At 67.1% G+C, this 15,969-nt stretch carries 14 protein-coding genes; 10 read left to right on the top strand and 4 right to left on the bottom strand.

Annotated features, from left to right (window positions below):
• Positions 1-207: 207 nt before the first annotated feature.
• On the bottom strand, positions 208-1,323 hold the full coding sequence (locus AC07O3_RS32085; protein ID WP_495341260.1) for a class I SAM-dependent methyltransferase: 1,116 nt from the start codon (positions 1,321-1,323) through the stop codon (positions 208-210).
• 22 nt (positions 1,324-1,345) lie between these two features.
• On the opposite strand from AC07O3_RS32085, the gene AC07O3_RS32080 reads away from it, so the two are divergent.
• Both AC07O3_RS32080 and AC07O3_RS32075 read left to right on the top strand, forming a co-directional pair.
• Complete coding sequence (locus AC07O3_RS32080; protein WP_495341259.1) at positions 1,346-2,125, top strand: SDR family oxidoreductase; 780 nt, start codon at positions 1,346-1,348, stop codon at positions 2,123-2,125.
• Between the two features lie 8 nt (positions 2,126-2,133).
• Complete coding sequence (locus tag AC07O3_RS32075; RefSeq protein WP_093056387.1) at positions 2,134-2,508, top strand: dihydroneopterin aldolase; 375 nt, start codon at positions 2,134-2,136, stop codon at positions 2,506-2,508.
• Between the two features lie 11 nt (positions 2,509-2,519).
• Here the strand turns inward: AC07O3_RS32075 and AC07O3_RS32070 are convergent, their stop codons facing one another.
• Positions 2,520-3,743 (bottom strand): MFS transporter, encoded by a 1,224-nt coding sequence (locus AC07O3_RS32070; RefSeq protein WP_495341258.1) that lies wholly within the window; start codon positions 3,741-3,743, stop codon positions 2,520-2,522.
• Positions 3,744-3,842: 99 nt separating this feature from the next.
• Here AC07O3_RS32070 and AC07O3_RS32065 point away from each other — a divergent pair, with 99 nt between their 5' ends.
• The 5 genes from AC07O3_RS32065 to AC07O3_RS32045 all read left to right on the top strand — a co-directional run bounded on the left by AC07O3_RS32065 (position 3,843) and on the right by AC07O3_RS32045 (position 7,834).
• Positions 3,843-4,766: a LysR family transcriptional regulator gene (locus tag AC07O3_RS32065; RefSeq protein ID WP_495341257.1), complete on the top strand. Its 924-nt coding sequence runs from the start codon at positions 3,843-3,845 to the stop codon at positions 4,764-4,766.
• A 62-nt stretch (positions 4,767-4,828) separates the two neighbouring features.
• Entirely contained in the window at positions 4,829-5,761 is a 933-nt protein-coding gene (gene ttcA, locus AC07O3_RS32060) for a tRNA 2-thiocytidine(32) synthetase TtcA (protein ID WP_093056159.1), read from the top strand.
• A gap of 45 nt (positions 5,762-5,806) precedes the next feature.
• On the top strand, positions 5,807-6,424 hold the full coding sequence (locus AC07O3_RS32055; protein WP_495341256.1) for a DUF4136 domain-containing protein: 618 nt from the start codon (positions 5,807-5,809) through the stop codon (positions 6,422-6,424).
• Between the two features lie 19 nt (positions 6,425-6,443).
• Positions 6,444-7,088, top strand: coding sequence for a histidine phosphatase family protein (locus AC07O3_RS32050; protein ID WP_093056163.1), 645 nt, complete (start codon positions 6,444-6,446; stop codon positions 7,086-7,088).
• 53 nt (positions 7,089-7,141) lie between these two features.
• Entirely contained in the window at positions 7,142-7,834 is a 693-nt protein-coding gene (locus AC07O3_RS32045; protein WP_093056165.1) for a Crp/Fnr family transcriptional regulator, read from the top strand.
• Between the two features lie 235 nt (positions 7,835-8,069).
• On the opposite strand, the gene AC07O3_RS32040 is transcribed toward AC07O3_RS32045, so the two are convergent.
• Together AC07O3_RS32040 and AC07O3_RS32035 are read right to left on the bottom strand one after the other, a co-directional pair.
• Positions 8,070-11,234 carry an efflux RND transporter permease subunit gene (locus AC07O3_RS32040; protein WP_495341255.1) on the bottom strand — a complete coding sequence of 1,055 codons (3,165 nt, stop codon included), beginning with the start codon at positions 11,232-11,234 and terminating at the stop codon, positions 8,070-8,072.
• Positions 11,231-12,415 (bottom strand): efflux RND transporter periplasmic adaptor subunit, encoded by a 1,185-nt coding sequence (locus AC07O3_RS32035; RefSeq protein WP_093056170.1) that lies wholly within the window; start codon positions 12,413-12,415, stop codon positions 11,231-11,233. The genes AC07O3_RS32040 and AC07O3_RS32035 overlap by 4 nt, the downstream gene beginning before the upstream one ends.
• A gap of 254 nt (positions 12,416-12,669) precedes the next feature.
• Here AC07O3_RS32035 and AC07O3_RS32030 point away from each other — a divergent pair, with 254 nt between their 5' ends.
• From AC07O3_RS32030 to AC07O3_RS32020, 3 genes are all read left to right on the top strand, one after another.
• Complete coding sequence (locus tag AC07O3_RS32030; RefSeq protein ID WP_495341254.1) at positions 12,670-13,128, top strand: hypothetical protein; 459 nt, start codon at positions 12,670-12,672, stop codon at positions 13,126-13,128.
• A 61-nt stretch (positions 13,129-13,189) separates the two neighbouring features.
• Positions 13,190-14,539, top strand: a complete 1,350-nt coding sequence (gene miaB / locus AC07O3_RS32025) for a tRNA (N6-isopentenyl adenosine(37)-C2)-methylthiotransferase MiaB (protein ID WP_495341253.1) — start codon at positions 13,190-13,192, stop codon at positions 14,537-14,539.
• Positions 14,539-15,966 (top strand): sensor histidine kinase, encoded by a 1,428-nt coding sequence (locus AC07O3_RS32020; RefSeq protein ID WP_093056176.1) that lies wholly within the window; start codon positions 14,539-14,541, stop codon positions 15,964-15,966. Before miaB ends, AC07O3_RS32020 begins: the two co-directional genes overlap by 1 nt.
• Positions 15,967-15,969 lie beyond the last annotated feature (3 nt).

Raw genomic sequence — 15,969 nt, 5'->3', positions numbered from 1 at the left:
CGGATCAGGGCTCGCCCTTGTCTGAGCGAAGCGAGTTTGGGCGAGACCCCGCGAAACGCGAGCACCGCAGGTTGCCCGTAGCGAAGCGAAGGGTCGCAGACAGTGGGGTCGCCTTTCTTTTGCCTACTTTTCTTTGGCGAAGCAAAGAAAAGCAGGTCGCCCGCCGGGGCGAGTCCCGGCCTCGGAAAAACAAACAACCACAGTCACTCAAAGCGTATGACTGCGATCCCCATCAACAAACCCCATCGCATCCCAAGCCCCCCCAACAGCAAACCCGACAACCTTGAAGAGTTCCCCCATCTCATGCTCATGAATCAACCGCGCAGCCATCGCCCGCTCGGCAACAGACCCGGCTTCCATCCGAGCCAGCAACCCACAGTTCAGCAGAAACCGCGCCTGACTCGTATAGCCCAGCACCTCAAGCCCCGCGTCCTGCCCAGCCAGCGCAATACCAGTGAAGTCGACATGCGCAGTGATGTCCTTGTAGCCCACATCGGACAGCGGATCGCCATCAGCCTGGTGCGCCCGGTGGCACATCACCGTGCCCATATGCCGCTGCGGGTGGTAGTACTCGGCCTCGGGAAAACCGTAATCGATAAGAAAAGCCGCGCCCTTCCCGAGCCGATCCGCCAGCGTGGCAATGAATGCCCGAGCCTGCGGATGAATCTCGGTGAGGTAGTCGTGCCCGCCGGGCACTTCGATCGGCGGGCGAAGTTCGGTGGAACGGTCCGCCCATGCCCAACCGTCGTCGCTCGCATTGCGCACCACGCCGCGTTCGAACCACTGCCCGCCCACACGCGCCAGCAATTGCACAGGCATCGCATCGAGCACTTCGTTTCCGACCACCACGCCTTCCATCGACTCAGGCAGTTCGCTCAGCCACTCGACACGATCCGCATACCGCACCAGCGCCTGCTGCTGCCGCTCCCGCAACGTGCCGGACAGATCGACGATGCGATAGCGCACATCGCTGCGCCCCATCTCGTCGAGCGCATGCAGCAGCTGAACCGCCAATGCACCAGAGCCTGCACCGAATTCCCACACCGTGTCGGTCCCCGTCTTCTCCAGCGCCTCGGCCACCTGAGCTGCCAGGGTCTGCCCGAACATCGGCGTGAGTTCCGGCGCCGTCACGAAGTCGCTGCCCGAAGAAGGCATGTGCCCGAACTTGGCGGAAGTGTTGGCGTAGTAGCCCAAGCCGGGCGCATACAACGCGAGTGCCATGAAGCGGTCGAACCCGATCCATCCACCCGCGCGCTCGACGGAACGCGCGATGAGGTGGTCGAGGGCGGTAGGTAAACTGCTGGGGGTCGTCTTTGTCGTCACAGCGCCATTCTCCCTCCCCCGCATGAGCCCCGTTTCCCAAGCCCCTGCCTCCCGCCGCACCGTTCTCGTCACGGGCGCAGGCCGCAGGCTGGGCCGCGAGATCGCGCTGGGGCTTGCCGCAGGCGGCTGGCAAGTGGCGGTGCACTACCGGAGTTCGCTGGACGAGGCCGAGCAGACGGTGGCCGACTGCGCCGCGCTCTCGGGCGACTCGGCCCTGTTCGCCGCCGACCTCGAAGACGAACAGGCCACGCGCGCCCTGCTGCCCCGCGTGGTCGCGCGCTTTCGCAGCGTCGACGCCGTGGTGCACAGCGCAGCGCTGTTCGAGCACGACGAAGCCGCCACCTTCGGCTATGCGCTCATGGAACGCCATGCGCGCAGCAACACCGGCGCGGCCATCCTGCTGGCGCAGGCGCTGCATGAACACGTGACGGCGCGCGACGCGCAAGGCGCGGTTGTCCATCTGCTCGACCAGAAGTTGTGGAACCCGAACCCCGACTTCCTGAGCTACACGCTGTCGAAGGCCGCGCTCGAAGCCGCTACGCCGATGCTGGCACTGGCCCTCGCGCCTCGCGTGCGCGTGGTGGGCGTGGCGCCCGGCCTCACGCTGGCGAGCCACATGCTGGACGACGACAAGTTCGCGCAATTGCACAAACTGTCGCCGCTGGGCCGCTCTTCCACGCCGGATGACGTGGTCGCCACGGTGAAGTTCGCGCTGGAGAACCGCTCGATCACCGGCACCACGCTGCTGGTGGACGGCGGCCAGCACCTGATGAAATTCGAGCGCGATTTCTCGCTCATGTGAGCACCACCATGTCCACTCCCTCGCAAGGCCACCAGACACTCACCCTCCAGGGCCTGCGCTTCGACGCCAACCTGGGCATCCTCGAGCAGGAGAAGACGGCGCCGCAACCGATCCTGGTCGATGCCGAACTCAACCTCGGCCCGCAGCCGCTGCTGCCGCAGGACGACGACATCTTCCACGTGCTCGACTACCGCAAGGTGCGCCGCATCATCATCGAAGAGTGCACCGCCGAGCACGTCAACCTGCTCGAAAGCCTGATCGGCAAGCTGGTGCAGCGCCTGCTGCAGCTGCCCGGCGTGGTGGGCGTGCGCGTGAAGATCGCCAAGCTCGAAATCTTCGACGACTGCGAAGTGGCGATCCGCATGGAAGCAGGCGAGTGGTGAGCAACAGCCCTTCAGGCTGCTGAACCACAAGCCACGGCAGGCTTGACGGCCACGGGCCACATCCGCACGGCAAGCGCACCCAGCCCCGACACCGCCCCCAGCAAGGCCACGGCCGACCAGCCCCACTGCGCCAGCACCAGGGCGCCGAGCGCGGAACCCGTGGCCATGCCGATGAACACGCCGGTGAAGAACACCGCATTGAGCCGGCTGCGCGCACCGGGGTCGATGCCGTAGACCACGGTCTGGTGCGCGATCAACGCGGCCTGCAGCCCGAAGTCGAAGCCGATGGCGCTGGCCACGATCAGCCCCAGCCGAGCGGCAGGCGCCATCAGCGGTGCAAACAGCATGGCCGCGAACGACACCACGACCAGCACGGCGCCCATGCGGATCACCAGCTCGGGACCGCGGCGGTCCGCCAGGCGCCCGGCCAGCGGCGCGGCCAGCGCACCCGCCGCACCGGCCAGGCCGAAGGCGCCGGCAGCCGCGCTGCCCAGATGAAAGGGCGCGCCGTGCAGCATGACGGCCAGCGTCGACCAGAAGGCGCTGAAACCCACCGACAGCAGGGCCTGCGCAAAGGCGGCGCGGCGCAGCGCGCTGTGGCGGTTCCACAGATCCGCCAGCGAGCCCAGCAGCGCGCCGTAGCCCAGCTGTGTGGTCGGGCGCAGGTGCGGCAGGCCGCGCGCCGCGGCAACGCCAATGAACGCAATGCTGGCCGCCGCGACCATGAACATCGTGCGCCAGCCGAAGTGCTCGGCCACGAAGCCGCTGAGCACGCGCGACAGCAGGATGCCCAGCAGCAACCCCGTCATCACCGTGCCGACGATCTTGCCGCGGTGCGCCTCGGGCGCCAGCGTGGCGGCGGCCGGCACCACGTCCTGCGCCATGGTGGCGGCAAGGCCGATGACGAGGCTGGCCGCCAGCAGCGGGCCGACCGAGGGCGAAAAAGCTGCACCGAGCAGCGCCAGCACCAGCACCGTTGCCTTGACGAGGATGATGCGGCGGCGGTCGAAGCGGTCGCCCAGCGGGGCGAGCAGCAGGATGCCGAGCGCGTAGCCCAGCTGCGTGAGCGTGGGCACGAAGCCCACGGAACGCGCCGAGGCGCCGATGTCGGGCCCGAGCACGCCCAGCATGGGCTGGCTGTAGTAGAGCGCCGCGACACCGAAGCCGGCGCTGGCGGCCAGCAGCAGGATCAGCGAGCCGGACAGTCGCTCATGCGTTGATTGAATGGAAGACATGGTGTTAACCCTTAGAACCAGAAGCAAGGGCCGGAGTTTGCAGGGCGGTGGCGGTCAAAGGTAGCCTCCCGGGTCGAACAATTGATATACGCTTGACGTATGGAAAAGCCCGCTCCCGCCGACCGCATCGAGCTGATGCAGACCTTCGTGCGCATCGTCGAGGCCGGCAGCCTGTCGGCCGCAGCCACGCAGATGGGCACCACCCAGCCCACCGTGAGCCGCCGCCTGCAGGCGCTCGAGCGCTCGCTGGGCGTGCGGCTGCTGCAGCGCTCCACGCACGCGATGAAGCTCACGGAGGACGGCGAGCGCTGCTTCGACCGCGCCAAGGAGCTGATCCAGAGCTGGGGCGCCTTCGAGGCCGAGCTGCGCGGCGTCGGCGACCAGCCCGAGGGCCGGTTGCGCGTGGTGGCGCCGCATGCCTTCGGGCAGCAGTTGCTGGTCGGCCCGCTGGCCGGGTACCTGCAGCGCCATCCGCAGGTGACGGTCGAATGGCTGCTGCACGACAGCCCGCACGACCAGACGCCCGACTTCATCGCCGAGGGCGTCGACTGTGCGATTCGCGTCGGCGAAGTGACTGACCCGGCCGTGGTGGCGATCCGGCTGTCCGAGGTGCCGCGCATCGCGATTGCCGCGCCTTCTCTTTTCGAGGGTGCGGCCGCAGTGCCCACCCACCCCCGCGAGCTGGAAGCCCTGCCCTGGCTGGCCGCGCGCAACTTCTACCGCACCGAGGTCGTGCTGACGCACGAGACCACCGGCGAGGTGTGCCGCGTGCCGATCCGCCCGCGCCTGATCACCGACAGCCTCTACGCCCTGCGCAGCGCCGTCGTGCTGGGCCTGGGCGCAGGCGTGTCGTCGACATGGATGCTGACCGAGGAGATCGCCGCGGGCCGGCTGCTGCATCTGGTGCCGCGGTGGCGCGGGACGCCCGCGCCGGTGTACCTGGCGTACCCGTACGCGCGCTTCTACCCGGCGAAGCTGCGGCTCTTCGTCGAGGCGATGCGCACCGCCTTTCCCGCCGCGTAGCGTGTGGAATGGGGATCGGGGACAATCACCCCCTTCCCCCGACTCCCCGAAGTAGCCTGCCCATGAACGCCGTCTGGATCGACGAGGCGCCCGCCGCCGCCGACGCCACTGCCAATTCCCTGAAGATCGAGCGCGAAACGCACAAGCTCGAAAAGCGCCTGTGCCGCCAGGTCGGGCAGGCCATCGTCGACTACAACATGATCGAAGAGGGCGACAAGGTCATGGTGTGCGTATCGGGTGGCAAAGACAGCTACGCGCTGCTCGACATCCTGCTCAAGCTGAAGGCGCGCGCGCCGATTCACTTCGACATCGTCGCGGTCAACCTCGACCAGAAGCAGCCCGGCTTTCCCGAAGAGGTGTTGCCCAAGTACCTGAGCGACCTGGGCGTGGACTTCCACATCGAGAACCAGGACACCTACAGCATCGTCAAGCGCGTGATCCCGGAGGGCAAGACCACCTGCGGCCTGTGCAGCCGGCTGCGCCGCGGCATCCTGTACCGCGTGGCCGACGAGCTGGGCGCCACCAAGGTCGCGCTGGGCCACCACCGCGACGACATGCTGCAGACCTTCTTCCTCAACATGTTCTTTGCCGGCAAGCTCAAGAGCATGCCGCCCAAGCTGGTGAGCGACGACGGCAAGCACATCGTGATCCGCCCGCTGGCCTACGTGGCCGAAAAAGACACGGTGCGCTGGGCCCAGCACCGCGAGTTCCCGATCATTCCGTGCACGCTGTGCGGCAGCCAGGAAAACCTGCAGCGCAAGCAGGTCGGCGAAATGCTGCGCGAGTGGGACAAGAAGTACCCCGGCCGCGTGGAGAACATGTTCACCGCGCTGCAGAACGTGGTGCCTTCGCACCTGCTCGACGGAACGCGGCACGACTTCAAGGGTCTGAAGGCGACGGGCGTGGCGGATGACGACGGCGACAAGGCCTTCGACACCCCCTCCTTCGATCTGCTCTCCCAGGCACCTGCCGCCCTGCGCATCGTCCAGGGCTGACCGGGCAACCCAGGGGAATTTTGGGCTTTGTGCCCGGAGACCCTCATGAAACTTGCGTTCTCTGCTCTTCTTCTTGCAGCAAGCCTGACAGGTTGCGCCACCTCCTGGGTGGTCGACAGCGACGTCAAGAGCTTTGCCTCCCCCGGCACCGTGGCGCCCGGAGCCACCTACCGCTTCGACCGCCTGCCCTCGCAGCAGGCCGACGGCGCGCGGCAGGAATCGCTCGAAGCCATGGCCGCCGCGGCGCTCGACAAAGTCGGCATGCGCCGCGACGACGCCAAGCCCCAGTACACCGCGCAGATCGGCGCGCGCGTGACGGCCGGCCTCTCGCCCTGGGCCGATCCGTGGCTCTACAACGGCCCCTGGGGTTATGGCTACGGCGGCTATGGCTACTACGGCCGGCGCTGGTACGGCGGCGGCTGGTATGGCGGCCCGGCGTTCGCGCCGCCAGCCAACCCCTGGTATGAGCGCGAAGTGAGCGTGGTGCTGCGCGAGGTGGGCTCCAACCGCGTGGTCTACGAGACCCGCGCCCGCAACGATGGTCCCTACACCTCGAGTGCGGCGATCCTGCCGGTGATGTTCCAGGCCGCGCTGCAGGGCTTCCCGAACCCGCCGCAGGGCGAGCGCCGGGTCAACATCGAGCTGTCAACGGCCAAAAAGTAGCGCTTCTAGAATCCCGCGAATGGAAGAAGCCACCCGCCTGATCGCCGTTCGCCACGGCGAAACCGCCTGGAACGTCGACACCCGCATCCAGGGCCAGCTCGACATCGGGCTCAACGAGACCGGACTCTGGCAGGCGCGGCGCGCCGGTGGTGCGCTGGCCGACGAGCCGATTGGTGTCGTCTACGCCAGCGACCTCTCGCGCGCCTGGCAGACCGCAGAAGAAATCGCCAAGCCCCATGGCCTGGCCGTGCAGCCCGAGCCGCGCCTGCGCGAGCGTGCCTTCGGGCATTTCGAGGGCCTGAGCTTCGCCGAGATCGAAGCCACGCTGCCGGTGCAGGCCAAGCTCTGGCGCGAGCGCGACCCCGAGTTCGAACCCGACGGCGGCGAGAGCCTGCTGGTGTTCCGCGACCGAGTGACAGGCGTGGCCTCCGAGCTGGCGGCACGACATCCGGGCGAGCTGGTCGTGCTGGTTGCACACGGCGGCGTGATGGACGTGCTCTACCGCGCAGCCACCCGCCAGGAGCTGCAGGCGCCACGCACCTGGCAGCTGGGCAATGCAGCCATCAACCGCATGCTGTGGACGCCGGAAGGTTTCAGCCTTGTGGGCTGGAGCGATACCGCCCACCTGGCGGCGGACACGCCGCTCGATGAGCCCACGACCTAGCGCGACGGCACGATGGGCCGCTTGCCTTTCTCCGACCCGGGCAAGACGCTCCCATGAAAAGAACAAATTCGCCCCCCTCGGCGTACGCCAGTTGGGATGCATCCCAGACGCTGTCTGCTCCGTGGACCGACGCCACGCATCTGGGAAGCTTCGTCACCCTGGAGGCCGGCGACACCATTGCGCGCGAAGGCGAACGGCACGACTACTTCTATCTTTTGCGATCGGGGTTCGTTCACTCCACGATCCAGCGAAGCAACGGCTCGGAGTTCCTGCTCGAGATCTTCGGACCGGGTGCGATTTTTGGCGAAGGCCCCGCGTTTGCCGACAGTCCTCGGCCCACGACAACCCGGGCGGTCGCGCCGGCCATTCTCAGCCGCTATCGCCCGGCGGATGTCGCGCAGCAATTTTCGGAGCTTCCCGAACTCGCGACCTCATTGATCCAGCTGCTCGGCTTCAAGAATCACATGATCGTCGCCAAGCTTGCCGGGGTGGCCTCGGCGGCGCCCAAGGAGCGGGTCATCGATTTGCTGCTGCGTGTGGCACGCCTGCCATCGGCGCAGGCATCGAAACAACTCACCGTCGATCTGACGCATGAGCAGATCGGCGCCATGACGGCATTGAGCCGCGTCACCGTCACCCGCACGTTGAATGCGCTGGCGGGACACGGGCTCATTGAAACGCGGGCCCGGCAGGTCAGCATCCCGAATGCGCCGGCCTTGCGGCGTTTCCGCGATGCGTCACCATAAGAAAAAAGCCCACTTCCTGTATCGCTGGATACCGTCGAGCCCTTCCCCCATCGCCATCATTCACCCCGTCACACACATGGATGGGAAGAGCGGAGGAGGGAACGGGAGGAGCCGTTGAAGAAGAGGCCCGCCTTCAATTGGCGATGGCCCGGGTGTGACGTTTCGCAGGACTGCCAAAGTCCTTTCTGGCCGGGTGGCTCACGCTCATGACCATCCGGCATCTTTTGGATCGCCGTCAGGCGTGCGAGGCGGCGTGACCGCCCGCTGCAGCTTCGGCCTTGGCCTCTCCCGGCAGATCGACCATCGGTCCCGTGCCGCTGTAGCGGTCCAGCGCCAGGTAGATGGCTGGCGTGATGTACAGCGTGATCACCTGCGAGAAGATCAGCCCGCCCACCACGGCCACGCCCAGCGGCTGGCGCAGTTCGGCGCCGGCGCCCAGGCCCAGCGCCAGCGGCAGTGCACCCATCAGCGCGGCCAGCGTGGTCATCAGGATCGGGCGGAACCGCAGGCGGCAGGCCTCGCGGATCGCGTCCACCGGCTGCATGCCCTCGGTGCGCTGCGCGTCGAGCGCGAAGTCGATCATCATGATCGCGTTCTTCTTCACGATGCCGATCAGCAGCAGGATGCCGATGGTCGCGATCAGCGTCAGGTCGAAGCCGAAGAGCTTCAGCGAGATCAGCGCCCCCACTGCCGCCGAAGGCAGCCCCGCCAGAATCGTCAGCGGGTGGATGTAGCTCTCGTACAGCACGCCCAGCAGCACGTAGATGACGAGCACCGCCAGCACCAGCAGCACGGCCTGGCTCGACTGCGAACTCTGGAACACCGCCGCATCGCCGCCGTAGGTGGTGATGATCGACTGCGGCATCTTCAGCTCGTCCTTGAACTGGTCGATCTTCGCGGTCGCGTTGCCCAGCGGCACGTCGGGCGCGAGGTTGAACGACACCGTCACCGCCTGCAGCTGGCCCTGGTGGTTGACCGAAGTCGGCCCCACCGTGCGCTTGACAGTCGAGAAGGCCGACAGCGGCACCAGCCTGCCCGTGGTGCTGCGCACCGACAGGCGCGAGACGTCTTCCTCGAACTGGCGGTCGTTGTCGGCGGCCGAGAGGATCACCTGGTAGGTGTTGCTCGAACCGTAGATGCTGCCGATCTGCCGGTCGCCGTACGCGTTGTAGAGCGCGGTGCGCAGGTCGCCTACCGCCACGCCGAGCACGCCGGCCTTGTCGCGGTCAATGTCGAGCGTGGCCTGCAGGCCGCGGTTCTGCGAATCGCTGGTCACGTCGCGGAAGGCCGCATCAGCCCGCATGCGCTCCATGAGCTTGGTAGACCAGGGCACCATCTCGCCCGCGTTCACGCTCTGCAGCGTGTACTGGAAGCGCGCCTTGCTCTGGCGGCCGCCCAGGCGCAGGTTCTGCACCGGCTGCATGTAGACGGCGATGCCCGGGATCTCGCGGAAGCGCTGGCGCAGCGACTCGAGCACCTTCGCCATCTGCGGGCGCTCGCTGCGCGGCTTGAGCACCGCGAACAGCCGGCCGGAGTTCTGTGTGGCCGTAGGTCCGCCGACGCCGACGAAGGAACTCACGTAGTCGACGCTCGGGTCGTCCTTGAGCGTTGCGGCCACGCGGTCCTGCAGCGCCTTCATGGCGGTGAATGAAATGTCTTCGGCCGCCTCGGTCGTGATCTGGATCTGGCCGATGTCTTCTTCTGGGAAGAAGCCCTTCGGGATGGTCGCGAACAGCCAGCCCGTGATGACGAAGGTCAGCGCCGCCATCATCAGCATCACCTTGCGATGCCCCAGCGTCCAGTCGAGCGTGCGCATGTAGCCGCCGTGCACCGCGCGGTAGCCGCGCTCGAATGCGCGGCCGATGGCAGTGCCCGGCTCGGGGTGTTCTTCTTCGTGGTCGAGCGCGCCCTCCTTGCGCGGCACCTGCTTGAGCAGGCGACTCGCGAGCATCGGCACCAGCGTGAGCGACACCACGGCCGACACCAGCACCGCCAGCGCCACCACCACCGCGAACTCGTGGAACAGCAGGCCGATCACGCCCGGCATGAAGAAGATCGGGATGAACACGGCCACCAGCGAGATCGAAATCGACACGATGGTGAAGCCCACCTCGCGCGCGCCGCGCAGCGCCGCCGCGAACGGGTCCATGCCCTTCTCGACGTAGCGCATGATGTTTTCGAGCACCACGATGGCATCGTCCACCACCAGGCCCACAGCCAGCGTGATGCCGAGCAGCGAGATGTTGTCGAGGCTGTAGCCGAAGGCGTAGAGCAGCGCCACCGCGCCGATCAGCGAAATCGGGATGGTCGCAGCCGGAATCAGCGTGGCCACCAGCCGGTGCAAAAACAGGAAGATCACCAGCACCACCAGCGCGATGGTGCCCAGCAGCGTGAGCTGCACGTCGTGCACGGCCTCGCGGATCGACAGCGAGCGGTCGTTCACCATCTGGATTTCCACCGACTGCGGCAGCTCGGCCTTGAAGCGCGGGATGAGCGCGCGCACCGCGTCCACCACCTGCACGGTGTTGGCGTTGGGCTGGCGCTGCACGGCGAGCGAAATCGAGTCCTGCCCGTTGAAGCTGCTGGCGGTCTTGACCGACTCGAAGCTGTCCTCGATGGTCGCCACCTCGTCGAGCCGCACCGGTGCGCCGTTGCGCTGGCCGACGATCAGCTTGGCGAAGTCGGCCGCCTTCATGAGCTGGCGGTTGGCCTGGATGGTGAGCGTCTGGCGCGGGCCGTCGAGCACGCCGACCGGCGTGTTGGCATTCGCCGAGTTCACCGCCTTGGCGAGTTCGTCGAGCGTGATGTTGCGCGCGTTGAGCAGGTCGGCGTTGGCCTTGATGCGCACCGCAAAAGCCTTGCGGCCATACACGCCCACCTGCGCCACGCCGTCGATGGTCGAGAGCGTGGGCGAGATCAGGTTCTCGGCGTAGTCGTTGAGCTCCGACGGGTTCATCGACGGCGAGATCAGCGCGATGAACAGCACCGGCGCATCGGCCGGGTTCACCTTGCGGTACGAGGGCAGCTGCGTGAGCTCTTGCGGCAGCTGGCGCTGGGCACGCAGCAGCGCGGCCTGCACATCGACGGCGGCGGCGTCGATATCGCGGCTGCTCACGAACTCGAGCGTGAGCGAGGTCACGCCCTGCGTGTTCACCGAGCTGATGGTCTGCAGGCCCGGGATGGTCGAGAACTGCTTTTCGAGTGGCAGCGCCACCGACGATGCCATGGTGTCCGGGCTCGCGCCCGGCAGCTGCGCGTTGACGTTGATGACCGGCGTGTTGTAGCTCGGCAGCGCGGCCACGGGGATGCTGAAGTACGCAAAGATGCCGATGACCACCACGGCCGCAGACAGCAGCACCGTCATCGCAGGACGACGGATGCAGAGCTCCGAAATGTTCATGCGCGTTCCTGCTTCGGCGGCTTGATGTCGGCGCCGTCGGAAGACGCTGCACTGCCCGGCGTGACGCCGGTGGTGCCATTGGCGGGCGCTGCAGGCTCGGCGGGCGCACCCGGTGCCTTGACGTCAACACGAACCTTGCCGCCCGGGCGCACGTTCTGGCTGCCTTCGATCACCACCTGCTCGCCTGGCTCCACGCCGCTGACCGCGACCTTGGTGCCGAAGGTGTGCAGCGTCTTCACCTTGCGGCGCGTGGCGGTCTTGCCCTCGTCGACCACATAGAGCGAAGTGCCCTCGGACAGCATCATCAGCGCCGCGGCCGGCACAACGGTGACGCCATTGAGCGTGCGCACCGTGATGCGCGTGCCGACGAACTGGCCCGGCCACAGGCTCTGGTCGGCGTTGGCGAACACGGCCTTGGCGCGCACGGTGCCGATCTGCGGATCGACGGTGTTGTCGACGAAGTCGAGCGTGCCGCTCAGCGGCGCCTTGCCGCCGGTGACGACGGCTTCGACCTTCGAACGCGAGCGCGCGGCCTCCAGCAGGTCTTGCAGGTTGCCTTCGGGCACCGGGAAGCTCACGGCGATCGGGTCGAGCTGCGTGATGGTGACCAGCGACAGCGTCGGCTGCACCAGCGTGCCTGGATAGATGTTGACGGCGCCGATGCGCCCCGCAATGGGCGCGCGCAGCGTCGCATAGCCCAGCGCCACCTGCGCCGACTGCACGGCCGCGCGGTCGGCGGCCACGGCGGCGCGCTGTGCCTCGAGCTGCGAGAGCGTGGCGTCGGCAGCGCTCTTGGCGATGAAGTTCTGCGCCACCAGGTCCTGGCTGCGCTTGTACTGGCGCTCGAGGTCGGCCATGGTGGCCTCATCCTTTTGCTGCTGTGCACGGGCGCGGGCGAGATTGGCCTGGTCGTTGCGGTCGTCGAGCGTGAAGAGCAGCTGGCCGGACTTGACGAACTGGCCTTCCTTCACGTGCACCGCGCTCACCGTGTTGGTCACCTGCGGGCGCAGGTCGACGCTGTTGAGGGACACCACGCTGCCGTTGACCTGCACGGTCACCGGCACGTCCTGCTTCTGCGCCGTGGCCAGCGTTACGAGCGCAGGAGCACCGCCGCCGGAAGCTGCGCCGCCGTTGGCTGTCGGGGCCTTGGCACTCTTTGTGGCGGACTTGTCGCCGGACATGCTCCACCACCCGCCTGCGACGGCTACGATCAACACGCCCGCAAGGGCGACCGCGACATTTTTCTTCATGGGTTCTTTGTGCACTTTGGGCTGACAGCGACTATTGGATCAGCGGCTGACTCTCGGTGTTCACGGGGCCTGTAAAGAAATGTAAAGCAGGTCAACCCAAAGCCCCGCATAACTGACTGTGGCCGGCGCGAGAGAACCACACCCCCTCGCTAAAATCGCCGCTCCACAGCCTCTGGATAAACCCCATGAACCGCTGCAAGACAATCACGAATGCTCTCACTTTCATAGCAGTTTGCACAGCAGCCATTGCTGCTGCAGGCCTTTTCCCGCTCACCGCCAGCGCCCAGGACGAAGTGCCCCGGCCGCAGACCCAGAACGAATCGCTCGTTGGCGGTCGCACTTTCCCTATCGGCACTTTGCGCGGCAAATTCATGGTCACCAACGCGCCCGAGGTCGAACTCGACGGCAAGCCCGACCGCCTGGGCGCCGGCGCGCGCATCCGCAGCGGCCAGAACATGCTGGTGATGCCCGGTGCCATCGTCGGCCAGAAGTACCTCGTCAACTACACGCGCGACGCCGCCGGACTGCTGCGCGAGATCTGGATCCTCACGCCAGACGAAGCCATGGCCAGCCGCGAGTCGCTGGACAAGCCGCTCCTGAACATCTGGCCGTTCACCTCGAACGACACCGTCAACACGCAATAACGCAGCGGCGCGCCGCGCGCACCTGCAGCCCTCCACCCACGGAGGGCAGAGAGAGTTCCCCATGAAAAAAGTATTCATCAAGACCTTCGGCTGCCAGATGAACGAGTACGACTCGGACAAGATGGCCGACGTGCTCAACGCAGCCCAGGGCTACGAGCCCACGCAGAACGTGGACGAGGCCGACCTCATCCTGTTCAACACCTGCTCGGTGCGCGAGAAGGCGCAGGAGAAGGTGTTCTCCGACCTCGGCCGCGTGAAGCACCTGAAGGCCAAGGGCGTGAAGATCGGCGTGGGGGGCTGCGTGGCGAGCCAGGAGGGCGAGGCCATCATCGCGCGCGCTCCCTACGTCGACATCGTGTTCGGACCGCAGACGCTGCACCGCCTGCCCGAGATGCTGAACGACCGCGAGCGCCTGAACCGCCCGCAGGTGGACATCAGCTTCCCCGAGATCGAGAAGTTCGACCACCTGCCGCCGGCGCGCGTCGAGGGCGCGACGGCCTTCGTGTCGATCATGGAAGGCTGCTCCAAGTACTGCAGCTACTGCGTGGTGCCCTACACCCGCGGCGAGGAAGTGAACCGCCCCCTCGACGACGTGCTGGTCGAGATCGCCGGCCTGGCCGACCAGGGCGTGCGCGAGATCACGCTGCTGGGCCAGAACGTGAATGCCTACCGCGGCAAGATGGGCGACACCGCCGAAATTGCCGACTTCGCGCTGCTGATCGAATACGTCGCAGAAATTCCCGGCATCGAGCGCATCCGCTACACCACGAGCCACCCGAACGAGTTCACGCCGCGGCTGATCGAGGCCTACGCGAAGGTGCCGCAACTCGTGAGCCACCTGCACCTGCCGGTACAGCACGGCAGCGACCGCATCCTGATGGCGATGAAACGCGGCTACACCGCCATGGAATACAAGAGCACGGTGCGCAAGCTGCGCGCCATCCGCCCCGAACTCGCGTTGAGCAGCGACTTCATCGTCGGCTTCCCCGGCGAGACCGACGACGACTTCAACAAGATGATGAAGCTGATCGACGACTGCCAGTTCGACGCCAGCTTCAGCTTCATCTTCAGCCCGCGCCCCGGCACGCCCGCCGCCGCGCTGCATGACGACACGCCGCACGAGGTGAAGCTCGCGCGCCTGCACACGCTGCAGGCCGTGATCGACACCAACGTGAAGCGCTTCGGCCAGGCGCTGGTCGGCACCACGCAGCGCGTGCTGGTGGAAGGCGCCTCGCGCAAGGATGCGAACGAGCTCATGGGCCGCACCGCCTGCAACCGCGTCGTCAACTTCGAGGGCGACGCAAGGCTCGTTGGCCAGATGACCGATCTGCGCATCACCCGCTCGCTGGCCTACACGCTGCGCGGCGAGGTGGTCACGAGCGAATCGTTGATGCCGGCGCTCGCCCACTGATGGCGAAGCGACCTTCCATACGGGGCTCGTTCCAGCAGCTCCTGCTGTTTGCCTTCTTGCTGATCACCGCGCTGCTGGTTGGCGTGGCGCTGCGCTCGGTGCTGCAGTACGACGTACTGATGACGCAAAGCCGCGACGCGGCCGCGCGTGCGCTGCGCCTGTCGGGCGCGTCCCAGTCGCTGGCCGAACGCAGCGCGGCCATGGAGCGCGCGGGGCGCCAGTCGCTGGTGCTCAACGACGCGGTGCTGCGCCGCCGCTTCGACGACGCAGCACGCGAAGCGCATCAGGTGCTGGAGCGGCTGGAAAAGAACGGCCTCGCGCCCGCCGGCATCGAGATGTGGCGCACCCAGCTCGGCGTGATCGAGGGCCTGATGAGCGGCAACGCCGACAGCGCCCTCGCCCGCGAAAGCACGATGGCCATGCAGTTCCGCGAGCTCGACGCGCTCAACACCAACCTCGCGCAGCAAGCGCAGTTCTTGATCGAAACGCAGAACGACGCGCTGGCCAAGCGCATCGAGAACGCGCGCCGCCGGCTGATGCGCGAAGTGGTGGCCGCCAGCGTGCTGGCCGTGTCGCTGGCGCTGGCCTTCGGCATCTGGCTGGCGCGGCCGTTCAAGCGGCTGGAGCACGCCATCGTCGGCCTCGGCCAGAACCGGCTCGACGAGCCCATCGACATCCGCGGCCCGGCCGACGTGCGGCGCGTGTCGCAGCAGCTCGAATGGCTGCGGCTGCGCCTGACCGAGCTCGACGCCGACAAGGCGCGCTTCCTGCGCCACGTATCGCACGAGCTGAAGACGCCGCTGGCCGCGCTGCGCGAGGGCGTCTCGCTGCTCGAAGACGGCGTGACCGGGCCGCTGAACCCGGCGCAGCTCGAAGTCGCGCAGATCCTGCAGCAGAACACCGTGGCGCTGCAGGGCCAGATCGAGGCGCTGCTGCGCTTCAACGCCGCCGCCTTCGAGGCGCGCGAATTGCGCCGCGAACGCACCGAGCTGCTGCCGCTGATCGAGGAACAGATCGAGGCCCAGCGCCTGCAGTGGCAGTCGCACGGACTGCGCGTGCGCGCCGAGGGCGAGCCCATCGCAATGACGGTCGACCGCACCAAGCTCGGCACCGCAATCGCCAATCTGTTGAGCAACGCCATTCGCTTTTCGGTAACGGGCGGTGTCATCACCCTGGCGGTGTCGGGGACGCCCGAGGCGGTGCACATCGACGTGAACGACGCCGGCCCCGGCATTGCCGAGGGCGACCGCGACCGGATCTTCGAACCCTTCTTCCGCGGCGAACGCCAGCCCGAGCACACGGTGAAAGGCACGGGCATCGGACTTTCCATCGTGCAGGAGTACATTGCAGCCCACGGGGGCCGCATCACTCTGCAGCCCGGCGGTCCCGGTGCTCGCTTTCGCATCGAACTGCCGCGCACGGCCTGACCA

This window comes from Variovorax sp. GW821-FHT09D05 (assembly GCF_059416325.1).
Note: the sequence above shows the minus strand (reverse complement) of the source record. Positions and strands in the feature narration are given on the sequence as shown.

Coding starts and splice junctions, on each gene's coding strand:
- AC07O3_RS32055 (WP_495341256.1), top strand. CDS start 5,807: ATGAAACTTGCGTTCTCTGCTCTTCTTCTTGCAGCAAGCCTGACAGGT.
- AC07O3_RS32050 (WP_093056163.1), top strand. CDS start 6,444: ATGGAAGAAGCCACCCGCCTGATCGCCGTTCGCCACGGCGAAACCGCC.
- AC07O3_RS32030 (WP_495341254.1), top strand. CDS start 12,670: ATGAACCGCTGCAAGACAATCACGAATGCTCTCACTTTCATAGCAGTT.
- ttcA (WP_093056159.1), top strand. CDS start 4,829: ATGAACGCCGTCTGGATCGACGAGGCGCCCGCCGCCGCCGACGCCACT.
- AC07O3_RS32035 (WP_093056170.1), bottom strand. CDS start 12,415: ATGTCCGGCGACAAGTCCGCCACAAAGAGTGCCAAGGCCCCGACAGCC.
- AC07O3_RS32045 (WP_093056165.1), top strand. CDS start 7,142: ATGAAAAGAACAAATTCGCCCCCCTCGGCGTACGCCAGTTGGGATGCA.
- AC07O3_RS32020 (WP_093056176.1), top strand. CDS start 14,539: ATGGCGAAGCGACCTTCCATACGGGGCTCGTTCCAGCAGCTCCTGCTG.
- AC07O3_RS32040 (WP_495341255.1), bottom strand. CDS start 11,234: ATGAACATTTCGGAGCTCTGCATCCGTCGTCCTGCGATGACGGTGCTG.
- AC07O3_RS32070 (WP_495341258.1), bottom strand. CDS start 3,743: ATGTCTTCCATTCAATCAACGCATGAGCGACTGTCCGGCTCGCTGATC.
- miaB (WP_495341253.1), top strand. CDS start 13,190: ATGAAAAAAGTATTCATCAAGACCTTCGGCTGCCAGATGAACGAGTAC.
- AC07O3_RS32075 (WP_093056387.1), top strand. CDS start 2,134: ATGTCCACTCCCTCGCAAGGCCACCAGACACTCACCCTCCAGGGCCTG.
- AC07O3_RS32065 (WP_495341257.1), top strand. CDS start 3,843: ATGGAAAAGCCCGCTCCCGCCGACCGCATCGAGCTGATGCAGACCTTC.
- AC07O3_RS32080 (WP_495341259.1), top strand. CDS start 1,346: ATGAGCCCCGTTTCCCAAGCCCCTGCCTCCCGCCGCACCGTTCTCGTC.